17 protein-coding genes are annotated in these 19,245 nt (G+C 45.0%); 14 read left to right on the top strand and 3 right to left on the bottom strand.

From position 1 onward, the window contains the following. The first annotated feature begins 7 nt into the window (after window positions 1-7). The 10 genes from MKY14_RS22045 (at window position 8) to MKY14_RS22000 (ending at window position 10,118) form a co-directional block, all read left to right on the top strand. Complete coding sequence (locus MKY14_RS22045) at window positions 8-739, top strand: ThuA domain-containing protein (RefSeq protein WP_076186759.1); 732 nt, start codon at window positions 8-10, stop codon at window positions 737-739. After that, a complete protein-coding gene (locus tag MKY14_RS22040) occupies window positions 740-1,708 on the top strand; it encodes a sugar phosphate isomerase/epimerase family protein (RefSeq protein WP_036680409.1) in 969 nt (322 codons plus the stop codon). A 1,706-nt stretch (window positions 1,709-3,414) separates the two neighbouring features. Continuing rightward, a complete protein-coding gene (locus MKY14_RS22035; protein WP_339246697.1) occupies window positions 3,415-3,546 on the top strand; it encodes a hypothetical protein in 132 nt (43 codons plus the stop codon). 469 nt (window positions 3,547-4,015) lie between these two features. Beyond that, window positions 4,016-4,927 (top strand): L,D-transpeptidase family protein, encoded by a 912-nt coding sequence (locus MKY14_RS22030; protein ID WP_076129557.1) that lies wholly within the window; start codon window positions 4,016-4,018, stop codon window positions 4,925-4,927. A gap of 378 nt (window positions 4,928-5,305) precedes the next feature. Beyond that, window positions 5,306-7,156, top strand: coding sequence for a ribosomal protection-like ABC-F family protein (gene abc-f / locus MKY14_RS22025; protein WP_340977342.1), 1,851 nt, complete (start codon window positions 5,306-5,308; stop codon window positions 7,154-7,156). Window positions 7,157-7,303: 147 nt separating this feature from the next. Next, window positions 7,304-7,603, top strand: a complete 300-nt coding sequence (locus MKY14_RS22020; RefSeq protein WP_081386495.1) for a hypothetical protein — start codon at window positions 7,304-7,306, stop codon at window positions 7,601-7,603. A gap of 4 nt (window positions 7,604-7,607) precedes the next feature. Continuing rightward, complete coding sequence (locus MKY14_RS22015; protein WP_076220822.1) at window positions 7,608-8,135, top strand: hypothetical protein; 528 nt, start codon at window positions 7,608-7,610, stop codon at window positions 8,133-8,135. 35 nt (window positions 8,136-8,170) lie between these two features. After that, entirely contained in the window at window positions 8,171-8,710 is a 540-nt protein-coding gene (locus tag MKY14_RS22010) for an RDD family protein (protein WP_076145486.1), read from the top strand. A 117-nt stretch (window positions 8,711-8,827) separates the two neighbouring features. Next, the gene (locus tag MKY14_RS22005; RefSeq protein ID WP_076129552.1) at window positions 8,828-9,262 is read left to right on the top strand and encodes a MarR family winged helix-turn-helix transcriptional regulator; all 435 of its coding nucleotides are present in this window, start codon (window positions 8,828-8,830) and stop codon (window positions 9,260-9,262) included. Window positions 9,263-9,308: 46 nt separating this feature from the next. Continuing rightward, window positions 9,309-10,118, top strand: coding sequence for an SDR family NAD(P)-dependent oxidoreductase (locus MKY14_RS22000; protein WP_076129551.1), 810 nt, complete (start codon window positions 9,309-9,311; stop codon window positions 10,116-10,118). A gap of 77 nt (window positions 10,119-10,195) precedes the next feature. Here MKY14_RS22000 and MKY14_RS21995 read toward each other — a convergent pair whose 3' ends face one another. Genes MKY14_RS21995 through MKY14_RS21985 form a run of 3 tightly spaced genes read right to left on the bottom strand, consistent with a single transcriptional unit; the run spans window position 10,196 to window position 13,339 of the window. Beyond that, window positions 10,196-12,487, bottom strand: a complete 2,292-nt coding sequence (locus MKY14_RS21995; RefSeq protein ID WP_340977341.1) for a carboxypeptidase-like regulatory domain-containing protein — start codon at window positions 12,485-12,487, stop codon at window positions 10,196-10,198. Next, window positions 12,477-12,815 (bottom strand): hypothetical protein, encoded by a 339-nt coding sequence (locus tag MKY14_RS21990; protein WP_076307400.1) that lies wholly within the window; start codon window positions 12,813-12,815, stop codon window positions 12,477-12,479. Before MKY14_RS21990 ends, MKY14_RS21995 begins: the two co-directional genes overlap by 11 nt. Then, the gene (locus MKY14_RS21985) at window positions 12,812-13,339 is read right to left on the bottom strand and encodes an RNA polymerase sigma factor (RefSeq protein WP_340977339.1); all 528 of its coding nucleotides are present in this window, start codon (window positions 13,337-13,339) and stop codon (window positions 12,812-12,814) included. Before MKY14_RS21985 ends, MKY14_RS21990 begins: the two co-directional genes overlap by 4 nt. A 553-nt stretch (window positions 13,340-13,892) precedes the next feature. On the opposite strand from MKY14_RS21985, the gene MKY14_RS21980 reads away from it, so the two are divergent. The 4 genes from MKY14_RS21980 to MKY14_RS21965 all read left to right on the top strand — a co-directional run bounded on the left by MKY14_RS21980 (window position 13,893) and on the right by MKY14_RS21965 (window position 18,526). Continuing rightward, window positions 13,893-14,597: a YjgB family protein gene (locus tag MKY14_RS21980; RefSeq protein WP_340977337.1), complete on the top strand. Its 705-nt coding sequence runs from the start codon at window positions 13,893-13,895 to the stop codon at window positions 14,595-14,597. Window positions 14,598-14,745: 148 nt separating this feature from the next. Beyond that, window positions 14,746-15,897 carry a winged helix-turn-helix domain-containing protein gene (locus tag MKY14_RS21975; RefSeq protein ID WP_340393439.1) on the top strand — a complete coding sequence of 384 codons (1,152 nt, stop codon included), beginning with the start codon at window positions 14,746-14,748 and terminating at the stop codon, window positions 15,895-15,897. A 74-nt stretch (window positions 15,898-15,971) separates the two neighbouring features. Continuing rightward, window positions 15,972-17,273, top strand: coding sequence for an MFS transporter (locus tag MKY14_RS21970; protein ID WP_340977335.1), 1,302 nt, complete (start codon window positions 15,972-15,974; stop codon window positions 17,271-17,273). 686 nt (window positions 17,274-17,959) lie between these two features. Continuing rightward, complete coding sequence (locus tag MKY14_RS21965) at window positions 17,960-18,526, top strand: histidine phosphatase family protein (protein ID WP_076129545.1); 567 nt, start codon at window positions 17,960-17,962, stop codon at window positions 18,524-18,526. Window positions 18,527-19,245 lie beyond the last annotated feature (719 nt).

Genomic DNA, 19,245 nt, shown 5'->3' with positions numbered 1-19,245 from the left:
GTCTCAAGTGACAAGAGTAACCGTATGGAATGAATTCCGTCATGAACGGCAGGAAGAAAGAATTCTTAAGGTCTATCCGCAAGGTATTCATGGACAACTGGCAAGTTTTCTGCAAGAGGCAGGACTGGACACTCAGACAGCTACGCTGGATGAACCAGAGCACGGACTGACGCAAGAGGTATTGGATAACACGGATGTACTGATCTGGTGGGGACATATCGCCCATCATGAAGTAAGTGATGAGATTGTAAATCGTGTACATGCGCGAGTGCTGCAAGGTATGGGACTTGTAGTGCTTCATTCGGGCCATATGTCCAAAATCTTTATTAAATTAATGGGCACCAGCTGCGATCTGAAATGGCGTGAAGCTGAGGAGAAGGAGCGTCTGTGGGTCATGGACCCAAGTCACCCGATTGCTGAGGGCATTGGTGAATACATCGACTTGGAGCAAGAGGAAATGTACGGTGCGCATTTTGATGTGCCAGCACCAGAGAGTCTTGTATTTGTCGGCTGGTTCGAAGGCGGCAACGTCTTCCCAAGCGGATCGACCTACCGTAGAGGCAGCGGGAAGATCTTTTATTTCCAGCCTGGTCATGAATCTTATCCAACCTATTACAACAAGGATATTCAAAAAGTTATCATCAATGGCGTGAACTGGTGTGCACCAACGAAACGTGACTATCCGGTTTACGGACATTCTGAAGCCTTAGAGCCTATCAAAGAAAAGGTGGTCGTATAAATGAAATTAGGCGTATTTGATCCTGTATTTGGAAGCTTGAGTCTTGACGAGATGTTAGATAAAATCGCCGCCGCAGGTTTGAATGCGGTAGAAATCGGCTCGGGCGGTAATCCCGGCAATGCTCACTGTCCGACAGATGAGCTGCTTGCCAGCGAGTCAGCACGACAAGAATATTTGGAAAAGTTCACGAAACGTGGCATTATGATCAGTGCCTTCAGTTGCCATAATAACCCGATTTCACCAGATAAAGAAGAAGCCCGCGCCGGGGATGAGATTCTCCGTAAATCGATCAAGCTGGCTTCACTCATGGGTGTTAAGGTCGTGAACACTTTTTCGGGAACGGCTGGGGACAGCGATGAGGCAAAAGCACCGAACTGGCCAGTCACACCTTGGCCTACCGTGTACAGCGACATCAAAACCTGGCAGTGGGAACATAAGCTGATCCCTTACTGGAAGGAAATCGGCAAGCTGGCCGAGGAGCATGGCGTTAAGATCGGTATCGAGCTGCATGGCGGCTTCCTGTGCCATACCCCTTATACGATTTTGAAGCTTAGAGAAGCAACCTGCGATGCTATCGGAGCTAATCTGGATCCGAGCCATCTGTGGTGGCAAGGTATTGATCCTGTAGGTGCCATCAAGATTCTCGGTAAAGCTGGCGCGATTCACCATTTCCATGCCAAGGATACTTACTTGGATCAGGACAACATCAATATGTATGGTCTGACCGATATGCAACCTTATGGCGATGTGCAGACCCGCGCATGGACCTTCCGCTCCGTTGGTTGCGGTCACAGCATATCTGAGTGGTCAGATATCATGAGCGCGCTGCGCACTTACGGTTATGATTACGTGGTGAGTATCGAGCACGAAGACCCTCTTATGACGGTTGACGAAGGCTTCCAACGTGCAGTAACCAATTTGCAATCCATTCTTATTCATGACCAGCCTCAGGGTATGTGGTGGGTGTAAGGTCGAATTAGAAAGCCTTGATTCTCTATTTAGAGAATCAAGGCTTTTTTTTGCGTGTAGTGGGGATGTAGGGAGAGCGGGAGAACAGGAGAACGGCAGAACGGGAGGGGAGAACGGAAGAGCGGAAGGAAGAACGGAAGGGAGTAGAAACGAGCTGACAAAGAGATAGGGAGGAGGTAGGGACGAGTAGTAGCTAATAAGAAACGAACTAGAAACTAATCAGAAATGTACTGGAAACCAACTAAAAACCAACTAAAAACCAACTAAAAACCAACTAAAAACCAACCTGAAACTAACTGGTTTGCCAAAGGACTCAGATGCAGCTATTCGCGTGTTTTAGGCCTTTTTGAGCAAGTTTCGGACCCCAGAGACCTTATTGGTCCTGAAAAGCAAGAAATTCGAGGTGTTTTGAGCAAATAACTGCGCTGGAGTCCGATAGCATCTCAAAACAGCGGATTTGTTGCAAATAGGGTCTCTGGAGTCCGCAACTAATACGCTAGCTGATCTGCGATGGTAAAACCGTAGTTAGTTTGGGGGCTGGTGCGTTGAGCTTCGGGAGAATGGGATACGGGCAAATGTGCAGCGCAGTTAGTTTGGGGCTGGAGCGTCAGGAGCATGGTGGAGATGTGGTAGAGATGTGGTAGAGATGTGGTAGGTAACTGTGCTAACGGACTCAGATGCAGCTATTCGCGTGTTTTAGGGTTTTTGGAGCGAGTTTCGGACCCGAGAGACCTTATTGGTCCCGAAGAGCAAGGAATTCGAGGGTTTTTGAGCAAATAACTGCGCTGGAGTCCGATAGCATCTCAAAACAGCGAATTTGCTGCAAATAGGGTCTCTGGAGTCCGCGACTTATGCGCTGATGCGCTAGCTAATCTTCGATGGTGTAAAACCGTAGTTAGTTTGGGGGCTGGTGCGTGGAGCTTCGGGAGAATGGGATACGGGCAAATGTGCAGCGCAGTTAGTTTGGGGCTGGAGCGGAGCGTGGTGGAGATGTGGTAGGTAACTGTGCTAACGGTAACGGGCAAATGAGCAGACGCAGTAATGTATGAGACATAGGGCGGAAATGTATGAGACGTAGGAAAGAACAAGGTAGAACTGTGCTAACGGACTCAGATGCAGCTATTCGCGTGTTTTAGGGTTTATGGAGCGAGTTTCGGACCCGAGAGACGTTATTGGTCGTGAAGAGCAAGGAATTCGAGGTGTTTTGAGCAAATAACTGCGCTGGAGTCCGATAGCATCTCAAAACAGCGGATTTGTTGCAAATAGGGTCTCTGGAGTCCGCGACTTATGCGCTTATGCGCTAGCTGATCTTCGATGGTGTAAAACCGTAGTTAGTTTGGGGGCTGGTGCGTGGAGCTTCGGGAGAATGGGATACGGGCAAATGTGCAGCGCAGTTAGTTTGGGGCTGGAGCGTCAGGAGCGTGGTGGAGATGTGGTAGAGATGTGGTAGGTAACTGTGCTAACGGACTTAGATGCAGCTATTCGCGTGTTTTAGGGTTTTTGGAGCGAGTTTCGGACCCGAGAGACGTTATTGGTCGTGAAGAGCAAGGAATTCGAGGGTATTTGAGCAAATAACTGCGCTGGAGTCCGATAGCATCTCAAAACAGCGAATTTGCTGCAAATAGGGTCTCTGGAGTCCGCGACTTATGCGCTGATGCGCTAGCTATTTTCAACGGTAAATCGTAGTTAGTTTGGGGGCTGGTGCGTTGAGCTTCGGGAGAATGGGATACGGGCAAATGTGCAGCGCAGTTAGTTTAGGGCTGGAGCGTCAGGAGCGTGGTGGAGATGTGGTGGAGATGTGGTGGAGATGTGGTGGAGATGTGGTGGAGATGTGGTAGGTAACTGTGCTAACGGTAACGGGCAAATGAGCAGACGCAGAAATGTATGAGACATAGGGCAGAAATGATAGAGACATAGGAAAGAACAAGGCAAAACTGTGCTAAGGACTCAGATGCAGCTATTCGCGTGTTTTAGGGTTTATGGAGCGAGTTTCGGACCCGAGAGACGTTATTGGTCGTGAAGAGCAAGGAATTCGAGGTGTTTTGAGCAAATAACTGCGCTGGAGTCCGAAAACATCCCAAAACAGCGCAATAGTTGCAAATAGGGTCTCTGGAGTCCGCAACTTATGTGTTTATGCGCATGCTGATCTTTGCGTATCTAAAGATCGGCTTTTTGTCATGCATTCACTGGTTACAGTATTGCAATCTCTGCGTCAAGCGGGAGTGGACGAGTTGAAAAGAATAGGTACAGGCTGGTACGCAACATATTTGAAATGATTTCGTCTTTATATAACGGAGGTGGAGCAAGATGAATTTATGCTTTTCGGGAGGCCGGTTTCAAACTTTTTTACAGCGGAATATTAAACTGATGCTTGTATTTGGACTTTTGTTCGCTGCTTGCTTTACAGGAGTTGGAAGGGTGGAAGCTGCTGGCTCAGATCTGATCATCGTGAACAAAAAAACAAACAAACTCGCGTATTTCAGTGACGGCAAGCTGGTGAAGACTTTTCCGGTTGCCACAGGAAAGTCGAAGGAACTGACGCCAGAAGGTAGCTTCAAAATGGTGGTTAAAGTAAAAAACAGACCCTACTACAAAGAGAAAATTCCCGGTGGGGATCCGGCAAATCCGCTTGGCGACCGCTGGCTGGGGCTGGAAGTGAACGGGACCTATGGCACGACGTATGCGATTCACGGCAATAATAATGAGTCATCGATAGGGAAGTACGTTAGCGCCGGTTGTATTCGAATGCATAATGATGATATTCATTGGCTGTATCCAAAAGTAGCCAAGAATACTCGAGTTATCATTACAACGAGCACACTGGCTATGGAGAATATTGCAACTAAAAACGGGTACTCTGTGGGAAGTAATAAGTTTGCGGGAACTTTTGAGATCAATGGGACGACAACAAAGCTGAAGGATCCTTTTATATTGGAAAATTCCCGTGTGTTTGTTCCGCTGAGAGAATCCGTGGCCTTACTGGGTGGTACTTTGCAGAGTGAAGCGGGGACAGGAGCACTGATAATTACGATCGGCAATCGTACGGTGACACATAAGCCATTATCCAATAAGGCTATTGTGAATGGGAAATCCATTACGATTTTACCGTCACGCAACGAAAATAACCGATTACTAATTCCGCTGAGTATCTTACCTGATTTATTCGCTGTTCAGGTGCAGTGGAATGCGCAGACTCAGGTGGTAAAGATTAAGTTATAATTGTTCTTGGCCTTTTATTTCTGATTTAAATTGTTATATACTGTACTTATTCTAAAATACGGACAATTATGGAGGGCCACCGACTGATGAATAACTAACACGTTTCCTGAAACAGACCATAAAGTTTGTGAAGTGCATATGCACAAGTCACGGAGCACCCGCGCAGGGTGATAACGGTCAGGGATACGTGTGTCGGTCGGGGGTCTTACGATGCTTTTATATGGATAGTTCTATCTATTGTGTTGGTTTACTCTGCATCCAGCAGGTGAACACAGCCGTAGTTTATCCATGTCTGGGCACATTCCCCCTTCATACGCTATTCGACCGCAGACCGTTGGCTGCGGTTTTTTATTTGCAATGAAATCGGAGGAATGAAAGATGACTGTAATTAAAGTGAAGAATTTACGTAAGGAATGGAATGGGATCCCTTTATTTAAGGAGGTATCCTTTGAGATAGCTGAGGGAGAGCGCGTGCTTTTATTCGGACGAAACGGGATTGGCAAAACCACACTGCTTAAGGGGCTGATCGGTCGCCTTACTTTTGAAGAGGGAAGTATCTATCATGGTTTGCCATCTGAAGAATGGGGTGTGCTCGATCAACAGCTTGAGGTACCGGGGGAAGTAACCGCATTGGACTACGTTCTTTCAGGGTCAGCACAGCTGCCTGAATTAAAACGCCAGCTGGAAGCCCTCAGTCAGAGACTGCAGGAGCAGAAAGCTGATAACGAAGCTGAATTGGCTGAATATGCAGAGGTGTACGATCGTTACTTGCAGCTTGATGGATATGGCTGGGAGGTCAAAGCGGAAAAAAGTCTAAAGCAGCTCAAGCTTGAACATGCAGTCTGGGATTTGCCATACGCCTCACTTAGTGGAGGGCAAAAGACACGGGTGCAATTAGCAGCATTATTAGCCCGGCAGCCCAAGCTATTGATTCTGGATGAACCGACCAATCACATAGATGGAGAAACGATGGAGTGGTTGGAGCATTGGGTGTGCACCTACCCTGGAACCGTGTTTTATGTATCACATGATCGTACATTTATTGATCGAACTGCGACGTCTGTGCTGGAGCTTAGTCCGGAGGGATGCCGGCGTTATTCGGGTGGATATACACAGTACCGGGAGCAGAAGACTATAGAGCTGAGAACATTGGAGGGACAATATAAAAAGCAGGAGCAAGAAAAGGAGAAGCTGCTGGAGAGCATTAGGCGGTATGCAGAATGGTTCCAGCAAGCGCATCGTGCTGCCGGACAAAATGATTTTCTGCGTTCGAAATCCAAGAAAAATGTGTCTCGTTTCCATGCCAAGGAAGCTGCGCTGGAACGGTTAAATAAGAACCGTGTAGAATTGCCCCATGAGACTGGCAAGCTGAAGATGAAGCTGGAAAGCGAAGAGTTTCTGGCAGATTCTTTACTGACACTCCGTGAGATAGAGTTTGCCTATGAGGGGAGTGCGCCTTTTCTTAGGGATTTCAGTTTGTCGCTAAACCGGGGAGACCGACTGTCTATTCTGGGTCCTAATGGTGTTGGAAAGTCTACGCTGCTGAAATTGATTGCAGGGATCAATAAGCCTACAAAAGGTGAAGTGCGGCTGCATCCACGGACGACAATCGGTTATTTTGCACAAGAGCTAGATAACTTAGAAATGAACTCTACGATTCTGGATAGCTTGCTTGAACTGCCGGGAATGACCCAGACGGAGGCGCGGACGATTCTGGGTTGCTTTTTATTTACGCGGGACGATGTATTTAAACGGATTGGGGATTTGAGTCTGGGGGAGAAATGCCGTGTGGCTTTCCTCAAGTTGTATTTTGGAAAAGCAAATCTATTGGTCTTAGATGAACCCACTAATTATCTGGACATTGATACTAGGGAACGAGTAGAAGAGGCACTTATGGTGTATCCCGGCGGGTTAGTAATGGTCTCGCATGACCGTTATCTTCACTCTAAAGTGGCTAATCGCTTGGTGATATTAGAGCCGTCTCAGGCACCAAAGTTTTTTCAAGGAACGTATGCTGAATACTTCGAAAAAGACAGAACCCGTCTGCTTACTGGTATAGAACAGGCTCGGGAGGATGACCTTGCCCTCCTGCAGCTGCGTCTGAATCAGCTGATTCAGAGTAGCAGTGTGGATTCTGAGGCGGAGAATGCAGCGCTAGTGGCGGAAATCGTTAATTTGCAGCGACAAATACAGGAACTAAGGGGCGAGGGGAAACCCGCATCCTCCTAAGCTGATAAAAAACACAACCTTGCTCAGGATAAATTTATCTTGGGCAGGTTGTGTTTTTAGGTAGGAGTCGTAAGGTGTAAGGTGTATAATTTGGAGGAATGTGGATTTTTTTAGCGATAAAGAAACCTTGAGAGGATGATTGCAGAATTGCTGAAATTGGGCTCTTTTATATTGGAATTACTTCGATTATGTATATTGCTTGTGCTGACTTTGTTAGTTTTGGGTTGGGCAGAAAGATTGATCTATCAATTGATATTTGGTCAGCCCGTGTATAACTGGAGTATGGGACTCGGGAATTTATTTGTATTTTTTATGCTGTACCGGAATCATTTTCAGTTTAAGGGCTGGTATAAATCAGAGAAAAATAAAAAGCTAACGCTCCTCACCACAAGAATAATCACCGTAATTTCTATAGGACTAATAATCCTGCCGATAGGGCTAGGCTGAGCTTATGAAGATTAGAATCATTGGAGCTTGCGGCAGCGGCAAATCCTATATCGCCCGGGAGTTATCTAGAAAATACGATGTAGAGTATTACGAGACTGACAACTTGGTATGGGACAGAAGTGCCGAGAATTTGCGCTTTTCAGTTGAAGCAAGGGATGCTCAGTTGGAGGAAATCCTTGATAAACCCTCATGGATTCTGGAAGGCGCACATTACAAATGGGGACAAGAGAGTTTTAAAGCTGCTGACTTAATCGTTATTTTGAATCCTAATAAAGTGATCAGGGATTTGAGAGTGTTTACAAGGTTTATAAAAACAAGACTGGGTTTAGAGCAAGCAAATTACAAGCAGTCATTTAAGAATCTCTATGTGATGATTTTTGAATGGAACCGTGGATATGATCATGAGGCCGCACATAGGATTATAGAGTTAACGGATACTCTGTCTGATAAACGGGTAATTGTGAAAAATAACAAAGAGCTGGAGTCCATTATCCAAGAGCATCTGAGGAAGGGATTGTTAAATAGGGATTGAGCGACAAAGTAAATGATAGAGAGAGGAGTGCTTGCATGGATAACATTCTACCCGAGCATTTGGATCAGGAGAATTTTATAGGCTTTTGGAAAAGAGTGCTGGCTTCCATTCTTGATTTCTTGGTCATTGGAATACCTGGGGTTATCGTATACTTGATACTTAATTCATTAGCTGTTTCATTACACTCGGAGATACCTATTATCCTGGAGTACATTTTGTTTATCGCATTTGATATCTTTATGATCGTTAGATTTGGCGGAACTCCAGGGAAGCTGATTTTAAAAATAAAAATTGTCAATGAGCAAGGGAATTACCCTACAGTGAAGGAAGCTCTGATTCGAAATGTTTTCCGAATGATTAGTATGATTCTTTCAATGGTAATTGCGGTCAGCAGCTATGACTTTACCGTTATTTCCGCCAAATTATCCTTATGGTCGGATTTGGCTTTTGACCTCACTCAAATCCTGGGTCCAATCATGCTGGTGGATTACTTGTTGGTTGGATTACATCGCCGTAAACGTGCGATTCACGATTTGCTGGCTGGCACTTATGTTGTTGAAAAATCCGCAATTTGAAGAATGCTTTTCACCAAGCATTCTTTTTTTTAATATTAGATATTTTACTATTAAATATTTTAGTGTTAAAATACTTCTATAAGCAGCCGATCATCATGAATGCCAAAGGAGAACCTCTTGGAAAATCCAGATATTTTTAAGCTAATACATGCAGTTGAATTATTTACGAATGAAGTTATTGTCCGATGGATGAACGCATTTGATCACAATATTGGGATATCTCCAGTTCTAGTCTTGGGCGAATTGAATAAAAAAGGCCCCTTGAAGCAGACTATTTTGGCTAAGAGACTAGGATATACGCCGGGAGCAATGACTAACATTGCTAATCGACTAATTAAGCAGGAGATGGCCGAGCGAAAATATAACGAAGATGATCGACGGAATGTACTTCTATCTATCACGGACAAAGGAAAAGACGTTTTGAAGGAAGCACAGCTTAAGGGACAGGAGCTAAGAGCTGAAATGTTCCAAAAGCTCAATGAGGAGGAACTGCAGCAATTCTTGAAAATCTATGAGAAGTTGTTAACGAGCTTTGATAGCTCTGAAACATAAACCAAGTCATCTTAGAAGCACAATAACATTATAAAGGGGTATGAACATGGGAAGAGTTCAAGGTAAAGTTGCATTAGTAACTGGAGGCGCTTCAGGTATTGGCTTATCAGCTGCCACTCTATTAGCTAGAGAAGGAGCAAAGGTTGTTATTGCCGATTTTAATGTGGAAGCAGCCAAAGAAGCAGCATCTAAGATTAAAAATGAAGGCGGAGAAGCTGAAGGTCTTTTCTTAGATGCCTCCCAAGCGGATTCGATCAAGGAAGCTGTTGACTTCACAGTTGCTCAGTATGGCACCATCACAATATTGTTTAATAATGTAGGTCTAACTAATCTGCAAAAAGACCTTGATGTGGTCAATATAGATTTGGAAGAGTGGGATCGCCTGATGAACGTAAATACCAAAAGTGTTCTGTTAGGCAGCCGGTTTGCTATTCCTCATATGATTAAAGCGGGCGGAGGCTCGATCATTAACACAGCTTCGATGTCAGCATTCGCAGGGGATTCATTGCGTACTGCTTATGGCTCCTCTAAGGCAGCTGTTGTGAACCTTACTCGTTACATCGCTACACAATATGGTAAAGACAAAATCCGTTGTAACGGGGTGGCACCAGGGCTGATCCTAACACCTGCCGCTGCAAGAAATATGCCGCCAGCGGTATTGGATATTTTCCAAAAATTCAACGCGCTTCCTTATCACGGTGAAGCTGATGATATCGGCAATACGGTTTTGTTCCTGGCATCGGATGAATCCAAATTCATCACAGGCCAAACAATTGAAGTAGAGGGTGGCCACTATATGTCTAACCCAAGTATCACGGATTTCCAGAATTACATGATGGAAGCTAAATCTAAATAAAAGATTATGTGTAATTAAAAATCCGGTCCATGCTCGAATTTGTCGAGCGGGACCGGATTTTTGTTTATTTTAATGAATTAGCGTACCTCTAAAACCTCCTGCATAAAGGTCTTCAGAGCGGAGGGTTTGGCACTTGCAATCCATTGCTTCAGCACATCCGTCTTACCGTTCACGTACCATTCAAGCTTCTCTTTTAACTCTTGGTCAAAGACTTTAGGTTGATTTTTTCGTTCCGCTAACAGTTGTTTAATCATTTGTGGCCAGCGATATCCACTATGACCAAAGCTGTGTTCAGGATAACGCTCAGCAAGTGTCATTACCGAAGAGAGTGATTCACCAGCGTATAATTCTGCCGCCAAAAAGCTGCCAATAAAACGATGGCTATCATCATACTTTAGGGCGATCGCGAATTGTTTACGAGCTTCTTCAAGCTTCCCTTGTTGCATGAGGGCTGTAGCGTTAATAGAAAGTACATAACCGTTAGTATTAGGTCGGTTTAGTTCGTTGTAGTAGGAATAATATTCGTTATACGACTTCCAGTCCGCATGGTCAAAATAGTACTGCGATAATGTGAAGGCATAATTAGTAGAAGGCTGTAGTTGTATTAGCTTTTCGAGTAAAGGAATCGCCTTATCTTCTAATGTTGTATCCTTTGTGAGAGATGATTTTGCCAGCATCAACTTTACTAGCATGTGCAGGGCATGAACATCCTGTGGGTCATCGGCAATATTTTGTTGGTACATTTCTAGTGCCTGATCCGTTTTCTTATCCAGTAAGAGTTGGTCAGCCGTAGTAAGCTCTCTTTCCTTGAGATAAAAGAACGGCAGATTGCCGACGGTGTCTTCGTTCAATCTGTAGCCATTACTGCGGGTAATCAAGTGTCCATCTGCATCTAAGGCTTCAATATTCCAAGAAAAGCGCACTTCGGGATTCATAAATCCGAGAAGGGAGAGGGGATCAATAGATTCCCAGCCATCTCCACTGCTGCCATAGGAAAAACCGCCGCCATCGTAAAGTTCTTCTAAAGGAATGGAGATATGGTTATCTACAATACGATCCCGAATTTGTACGCCCAACACGGCCCCCTCCCCGCCACCGCTTAAACGATAGTAAGCTGCTCCTTCAACAGCTTTCCAGCGGAAATCTATGGTCTTGCCTGTTAGGGTTTCCTGATTAATGGGAGACTGCAGCTCAAGCAGAGGTTGTAGAACTATGCTCTCATTCAACCCGTCATCTGGTTTAACTTCAATCCAATCGTCATATTGTACAGGCCAAGTCCAGCCGTCGATCTGATCATAGCCAAGTCCAAGCTGTAACTGATAAAAGCCCGGAATCACACCGTGAAATTCGAAACGTCCTTCAGTATCTGTGACGATTCGGTAGGGTTCAGCAGAAGTGATGCTATGGTTAACTTCGCTTTCAGCGCGGAGAAAAATACCAGCCCGCGGAACTGGGGTGCCATCGCTTCTTGTAAGGGTACCAGAGACGACAGCAGTTGAAGTATTTCCCATATCTATAGCAGACTGAATTGCGGTTCGAAGCGATTCCAGCTGTCTTTCAGTATCCGATGTCCCAGCTTCTGGTGCTGCTGCTGATCCTGTATTGTCTCTGGAGCCTTCGTTCGAACTGCTGGTGGCAGCGTTCATTTGTTTATGAATATCCTGCCAGAATTTTTTGTAGCTCTCCAAGCCATCGTTTACTACGGCAAGTGCTTCCTGTGCTTTGCCTTTTGTAAAGAGTAAACGCCCGGTAAGCCATGCTTTTTGTGCGTTTAGCTCTTCCTGAGACTCGGATGGAAAGGGGGTTTGTTCAAGAATTGTTTCAGCGGTTGTTATATCGCCACTATTTAGGGCCCGCTCCGCTCGAAGGAGCTCCAGCTGTTTAGCTACAGAGGAGCTGCTGTTTAACGGTTTCGCTGCGGTGATTAGCGCTTGATCTCCATCTTCCTTTCGGCCAAGAGCATCATATTCATAAGCTAACTGCTTAGCCGCAAATATACGTGTATTATCCGAAGGCCCCTCAAGGATATATTCCTCAAGTAAAGGTACTATGTCCTCCGGTAATAAACCGGAACGCTGGGTTTCATCATTACTCCACTGGCTCATCGAAGGACTGACATTAACGTCATATCTGTAGGGATCATAGCTGTGATCCTTATCAAGGATGTTTGTGCGGATTAGCTCCATACGTTTACTCCCGGTTGTGGATGCCAGCTTTTGCAGAAGATCAGTTCTAGCTATGTTAGATTGAATAGCTGTGCTCTGATCTATCTGCCTCTGTGAAGGTAAGAAGTTAAACAGAAGAATAAGCAGGGAGGCAGGGAGCAACACGAATAACACCAGATGTTTGATTTTTATCTTAATTCTCATGTTTTTTCACCGCCTGCTCGTAGATATCCTTCCAATACGTATTGCCTCCAGCTTCGATTAGTTCTCGGTTTACACGTTGCGGGGTATTTTGTTGTGGCTGCTGTTTAATCTCTGGCTGATGCAGGGTCAGCGAAACGATTAGAATTATGGCACCGATCGCACCTATAGGTTTGACAGGGATCTCAATTTCTTTATTCCACAGCGCCAATAAACGGGCTCCAAAGGTTGGAGGGTGAGTCTGCTTAATGACCCGGTCGTGTCCAGTGAACTGGAGGTTCTTTAATTCTTCATCCAGCTGCTTTTTGACCGTATCGCGTTCTGTATTCATAAGAAATGTCCCTCCTTCACCAAAATCTTTTTTAAGAGCGTCCGGCCTCTGGCGAGTCTGGATTTGATCGTATTTTCAGAAGTATTTAATTGCTCGGAAATTTCCCGGATATTCATTTCATGAAAGTAATATAAAGTCAGACATTCCCGGTATAGATAATCAAGATTTCTCATGGACTCGGCGAGCCTGACATTATGCCATTCCACCATAAAAAGCTCTTCCGCTCCGGCTGTGAAGTCAGCATCTTCGTTAGTTTGCAGCTCTGACCCTCCCGCCGGGAAAATATTACGCCAGCTCCAAGTCCGTTGCCTCATGCGACAGCGATTGACCACTATCCGTATCAGCCATGCCTTCAGCCGGTCCGGCTCCTGTAACTGACTCATTTTGGCATAAGCTTGAATAAAAGTATCTTGTACCGCTTCTTCGGCACTTTGTCTATCTTTGAGCAGTAAAGAAGCGGTTCGCAGCAGCATATCTCCATATTCGTCCATTAACAGGCGGAGAGCTGACTCATCTTTTGCCACAATTCTCTCTATAATATTCAGATGCAGCTCCCCTCCCTTTACTAATAAGATGCGGCTTGGAGGATTAAGGTTGCGTTTGAATGGAAAATTCTTCAACAAATGTCGCGATTACAGTTCGTGTACTCAGAAGGACGCAGGAACGCCGGATATGGGTTTACTGTTGGAATCTATTGCACAGAATGCAATGGATTGCTTTTTAAGCAGGATGATCTCCTTTCTATTGTACGTTCTGCAATGAAACCTTCGAGGCAGGGAATGACGTCTAAGGTCATATGGTTCATTAGTTTATGAGCTTATGAGTTCACGAGTTTATAGTTAAATGGAGTTATGTGGAGATTTTAAAAGAGAAACTTACTTGAGTTAGGTGTCGAAAAAAAGGGTTTTATGTAGAAAAATAGAGTGTGTATGAATTTATATTTGTAGATATGGGTAAAAGAGGGTTAGCCAGAAAAATTGCCGCTATCCTGCAACTATTTGATTTTCACCTCGTCTGTATGTTCAGTTTCATTTTTTGCAAGTCGACTTTAAGGTAATCCACTAAGGAGATGACATCATGTCAGTACAGATAAAATTAATAGCAGGCTCTATTCTACTCACAGGAATGATTGGGCTTGCTGGATGCAGTTCGAACAATGAGGCGGGGAATTCAGAATCCCAGGCAACGGCGCCAACAGAAACGGCTGTAACAGCAACCTCTGAGCCTGAAGTTAGTCCATCAAGCACCCCAGCAGCAACTCCACCAGAAACTGCACCAGAAACTGCACCAGCAGCGACTTCCTCCCCTACGGAGCCTGATAAAGATTCAACCAGCTCAAATTCACAAAATAGCGACAAACAGCTTAAAGAGTTACTCGAGCTTGCCAAAAATGGGAAGGTACCCGGTGTGAAATATGCCGCTCATACCGGACTCATTGATGAGGTCGAAGCGGATTGGGGCAAACCTGATCAACAAGAGTCAGCGGGAAAAGGTATTTATGCAACCTATACTGACAAACATGTCGTGTTTGGATTTAATAAAGGAAGTTTAATCTTCGATGTTCGTTCAAGTGATTCCGCGCTGCAAAAGCTGACGCTGAAGCAAATTGAGGCAACACTCGGTAAGCCTGACGATACCAAAGTGAACGGAGGGGATAAGATTTACACCTATCAAGCCAATGACCAATACCAGCTGAAATTTATTATTCCAAGCTCGACCGGTACAGTAGATCATATATCCGTATTTAGTGAACAGGATTCTTTTAACAATATGGCTGGGTAAGTGGTATGGGTTAGAAGAGGAGAGAGCAATCATGCAGAGGAATCTGTGGGTTGCTCTTTTTGTATATTCTTTTTTGAGGTGGAGTAGGCCTTGGACGGACTGTTATAATGTAACCAATGAGCGGGTTCGGGGAAAGTGAGGTTCTGTCATGCAGCTGGAAATAAATGAAAGTGAATATAAAGTGACCGCAGAAGGGATAACGATAGAATTATTCCCAAAAGAATTTACGCTTTTTCAGTTCTTGTACAAAAATAGAGGGCGTACATTCAGTCGAGAACAACTATTGGATAAAGTATGGCCGCTTGAATATCCGGTAGAGCGAACGGTAGATGATCATATTTATCGGCTTCGTAAAAAGCTAGGCAAGCTTCAAGACTTAGATATTAAGACTGTTCGGGGATTTGGTTATAGTCTGACTATGCAGGAGCCCTCAGCTGCTATGGCCAATCCGACTACATATGACTTAGAGATGCAAAAGACGATGCGGGAAGTATTCAAGAAATATCACCTATATGGCCAAGGTCGCTCGATGTTAATCCTCGCACGCCAACAGGATGTTTTGGGGTATGCGATGGATCCGTTTTATTCGATCTATATTCATTTTGTACAGGGAGATTTGGATTGGCTGCTGAACACAACCGAGGTGGGGATAGAGGAACGGTTTTATTCCTTATTAATCTGTTATGTTCTATTGGGTGATCCTAAGAAAAAACTAGAGTTCTGCGAGTTAGTCCTTGAGAAAAAGATTCTTTTGCCGCCTCAGCATCGAGAAGTGGAGATCCTTAATATTCTGGATTTGTACATACTGGCTGGGCAACCGGAAAAAGCATTGGAACGACTAAAGCTAACATATGAAGTGATCAAAGAGCCGGGGTATGAGAGTTTCATTCCTATTACGGCGACCTCAGAAATGCTTGCACACTTGTGGATGGGAACAGAAGATCACGTAATAGAACGGATGGCAACAGACATTGAAGCGCTTTTGCTGGAGAAACCTTATTTGCGTGAGATCGGCAGTTATAAAGTTGCAAGGGGCTTGTGGTTTCTGCGGCGCCAGTCTTGGCGTGAAGCCGAGCAACTGTTGGATGAGGCACTTCAGGTGCTTGAGATGTCAGGGTTCGTGCCGATGCGGATATATGCATTATACCGAATTGTTCACTATTGTAACCAATTTCCACCCAAGCCAGCTTTGTATCGCAAATATGTGAATTTATTTGAACGAGAGAAGGAAGAGCGGGGGTTCCATCGGTTAGAACAATCCTTGGATACCGTGCTTACGAACCTTGTGACCGCCCCCTGATAATTCTCTGACAATTCTCCATTACATTAAGGTCATGCTAATAAGTTCTTAATTGTAATTTGGAGGAATGTTTAATGAATGCTTCAACACAAGCAGGCACGAGCCTGCTTAAGAACAAGGTGTATATGCGTGTGTACAGCGCATTTGCGACAGCGACCTTTGGGGATTGGTTTGACGCCTTGGCGATTCAGGTACTCGTAGGGTACCGCTGGCAGGCCAGCCCGCTAATGCTGGCTTTGATTCCGGTCTCCATAGCTTTGCCGGGGATTTTGCTGGGCTCGTTCGCAGGGGTAGTGGCTGACCGACTGAACAAGCTGAAGCTGATGCGAATGTGTGATCTGCTTACGGCATTGTTAACCGTATTCGTATTATTTGCTCCCAGTATGGTGTGGTTGCTCCCGTTATTGATGTTGCGTGCAGCCATTTCTACGTTAAACGTGCCTGCTCAGCAGTCGATGACCCGTAGTATGGTTAGAGAAGACCAGCTGCTCCAAGCTACCTCGCTTAATGGGCTTGTAAATCAAGGCTCGAAAATCGCAGGACCTTTACTGGGCGGCTTCGCGTTGTCTGTTCTTACGCCTCAGTGGTGTATATTGATCAATGCTTGTCTCAGAGGCTGCTCTTATTTGCTCTTACTTACCGTTAAAAACAGTGAGGCAGGACAAGTCAGCTCAGAAGGTAAAGGTGATCAAGAGGAGCGTGTTGCTCTACGCACGATGTGGAAGGAAGGCTGGAGCTTTATGCTGCGCAGCAGACTGCTTCTAAACAGCATGCTGTTTGGTTTAGTTGGTGCGTTGGCCATTCAGATGATCGATTTCCAGTTCACTAGTCTATTCAGAATTATTGCACCTTCTGAGGAATCTATGCTGGGCTGGCTTGTTGCGGCAACAGGCGTGGGGGCTGTATTCATGATCATGGTCCTGAACAAATTGAACAGGGGAACAGGCTACGGCTGGAAGCTGGGTACGGGTTACGCGCTTATTGGTATATCGGTCGGAGGGCTGGGCCTGCTTCAGCCGGGAGTCTCCATCCTTACTGTATTGCTGCTAGGATTTTTATTGGGTCTCGGGAATGGAATGTTTATGATCACCTTCAATTATTGTCTGCAAAAAGAAACACCCCCGCACATGACAGGGCGTGTGTTCGGTATTCAGAGTACCATTCTTAGCGGTGTTATGATCGGCGCGCCACTCCTTGGCGGAGTGATGGTGCAGGTTGCTGGGCCTAGCCGTATCTTTTTGAATTTTGGCATCGTAATCGCTCTGATTGGTGTGCTGGGCATCGCATTCGGGCGCGTGCTGTGGCCCGCGCAGAAAGAGAAGAGCGATAGCTCTGCGGAGAAGGCTAGGACGGTTGAGGTGATGGAGGGTAGCTAGCAGGTAGCACGCTAGTCTAGCTAGCGTGACTTCCTAGCCGATCGCTTGCGGGACTAGAAAGCTTGAGTGGGAGAGAGAATCTAGCCGATCTTTAGCGAGACTAGGAAGTTTGAGTGGCAGAGTCAATCTAGCGTGACTCCCTAGCCGATCCCTGGCGGGACTAGAAAGCTTGAGTGGCAAATACAACCTAGCGTGACTCCCTAGCATTTAGTTGCAGAATGTGCAGTTAAATTCCCTTTCAGCGATCGAACTGGGATTTAGTTGTACTTTGTGCAGTTATTATTTGATTTTCTCCCTTTTAGTCTAGGAAAGATGATTTTTAGCTGCACAGAGTACACTTATTTGCTCAGGAGGCCTCTTTTACCGCTTAATAGTTGTATATAGTGCAATTAAGAGTCTCCTTAGTCATAGTCGCCTTAATATGTGACTTCTCAGTGAGCGATTTCTCAATAAGTGACTTCTCAATAAGTGACTTCTCAATAAGTGACTTCTCAATAAGTATCTCCTTAATAAGTGACCTCTCAATATGTTATTACTTTGTGATCTAAAGCAACTGCTGCACGAAACGTTATAAGTTACAATATTACCTAGCCCGATAGGACAGTTTCTCGTCCATAAGGGCTTTTTTAGTGTGTAGAGGAGATTGGTTAGAACATTAGAATTTGTAGAGGTAAAGGAGGGAAAGGATGGCTACTTTTATTTATATGGTGAGGCACGGTGAGTCGCCCAAACTGCCCGGAGGAACTGAAAGGACTCGCGGACTAACCGCGAAAGGGGAGGCAGATGCCCGCAAGATAACGGAAAAATTACGTCTGGAAGGAATTCAAGTCTTCTATTCAAGTCCATACCTTCGGGCTATACATACGATTTCTGGATTGGCGCAGGAGTTAGGAGCAGAGATTCAAAGTGTTGAAGACCTGCGGGAGATCCATTTCTCGGACGGAAGTACGATTATGACTGATCAGGAACTGTATCCATTACTGGCAAAAATGTTTGAAGATCCTGATTTTGTCCCAGTTGGTGGGGAATCCATTCATGCGTGTCAGAAGCGTTCAGTTAGTGTACTGGCAGAAATTCTGAGTAATCACAGCGGTCAAAAGGTTGCTATTGGAACTCACGGGGCAGTCATGACGCTTATGATGAACTATTTTGATGCCAAATATGATCTGAATTTTTTACTTCAAACCACAAAGCCGGATATTTATAAAATGGAGTTCACAGGCGGAACGTTAGTGGGTGTGGAGCGGTTATGATTATTGGGGGCTGCCTACAGGCACCTCGAGCATCATCAACCTGAGACTTACGGACCCAGATGACATTATTCGCAGATTATTAGCCTTTGAAGCAAGGTTTCGGACTCCAGCGTCGTTATACCTTAAAAATAACACCTTATTGGGTATTTTTTATACCAATAGCGACTCTGGGGTCCGTTCTCATCCCAAAAGTGGGGAATTGCTGCATATAAGGTCAGCTGTGTCCGATAGCAGCTTCACACGCGTAAATACGTACGTGAAATACATACATGTAAATGGGTACGTGTAACTACGTATAGGTAAATAAGCGCGTAAACTACGTACACGTAAATACGTACAGATAAATAAGTACGCGTAAACTACGTACACGTAACTATGTATAGGTATAAGTACGTGTAAATACGTGCAGGTATAAGTACGTGTAAATACGTTTGTGGAAATACGTGCAGGTATAAGTACGTGTAAATACGTTTGTGTAAATGCGTACAGGTATAAGTACGTGTAAATACGTTTGTGGAAATACGTGCATGTATAAGTACACGTAACTACATACGCGTAACTACATACGCGTAACTACGTACACGTAAATACATACGCAAAAATATGTACGCGAAAATATTACCGAATCAAACGAAAATGGGTAAGGGGATCTGGATTAAGTAAGGTCGACTTGTGACCAGTACTTCCACTATGAAAAATACGGATTCACAAGCTAAGTT

The organism is Paenibacillus sp. FSL R5-0887, assembly GCF_038002305.1.
Lineage (GTDB): Bacteria > Bacillota > Bacilli > Paenibacillales > Paenibacillaceae > Paenibacillus_AQ > Paenibacillus_AQ odorifer.
Note: the sequence above shows the minus strand (reverse complement) of the source record. Positions and strands in the feature narration are given on the sequence as shown.

Coding starts and splice junctions, on each gene's coding strand:
- MKY14_RS22010 (WP_076145486.1), top strand. CDS start 8,171: ATGGATAACATTCTACCCGAGCATTTGGATCAGGAGAATTTTATAGGC.
- MKY14_RS21980 (WP_340977337.1), top strand. CDS start 13,893: ATGTCAGTACAGATAAAATTAATAGCAGGCTCTATTCTACTCACAGGA.
- abc-f (WP_340977342.1), top strand. CDS start 5,306: ATGACTGTAATTAAAGTGAAGAATTTACGTAAGGAATGGAATGGGATC.
- MKY14_RS22015 (WP_076220822.1), top strand. CDS start 7,608: ATGAAGATTAGAATCATTGGAGCTTGCGGCAGCGGCAAATCCTATATC.
- MKY14_RS21970 (WP_340977335.1), top strand. CDS start 15,972: ATGAATGCTTCAACACAAGCAGGCACGAGCCTGCTTAAGAACAAGGTG.
- MKY14_RS22040 (WP_036680409.1), top strand. CDS start 740: ATGAAATTAGGCGTATTTGATCCTGTATTTGGAAGCTTGAGTCTTGAC.
- MKY14_RS22000 (WP_076129551.1), top strand. CDS start 9,309: ATGGGAAGAGTTCAAGGTAAAGTTGCATTAGTAACTGGAGGCGCTTCA.
- MKY14_RS21990 (WP_076307400.1), bottom strand. CDS start 12,815: ATGAATACAGAACGCGATACGGTCAAAAAGCAGCTGGATGAAGAATTA.
- MKY14_RS21965 (WP_076129545.1), top strand. CDS start 17,960: ATGGCTACTTTTATTTATATGGTGAGGCACGGTGAGTCGCCCAAACTG.
- MKY14_RS21995 (WP_340977341.1), bottom strand. CDS start 12,487: ATGAGAATTAAGATAAAAATCAAACATCTGGTGTTATTCGTGTTGCTC.
- MKY14_RS21975 (WP_340393439.1), top strand. CDS start 14,746: ATGCAGCTGGAAATAAATGAAAGTGAATATAAAGTGACCGCAGAAGGG.
- MKY14_RS22030 (WP_076129557.1), top strand. CDS start 4,016: ATGAATTTATGCTTTTCGGGAGGCCGGTTTCAAACTTTTTTACAGCGG.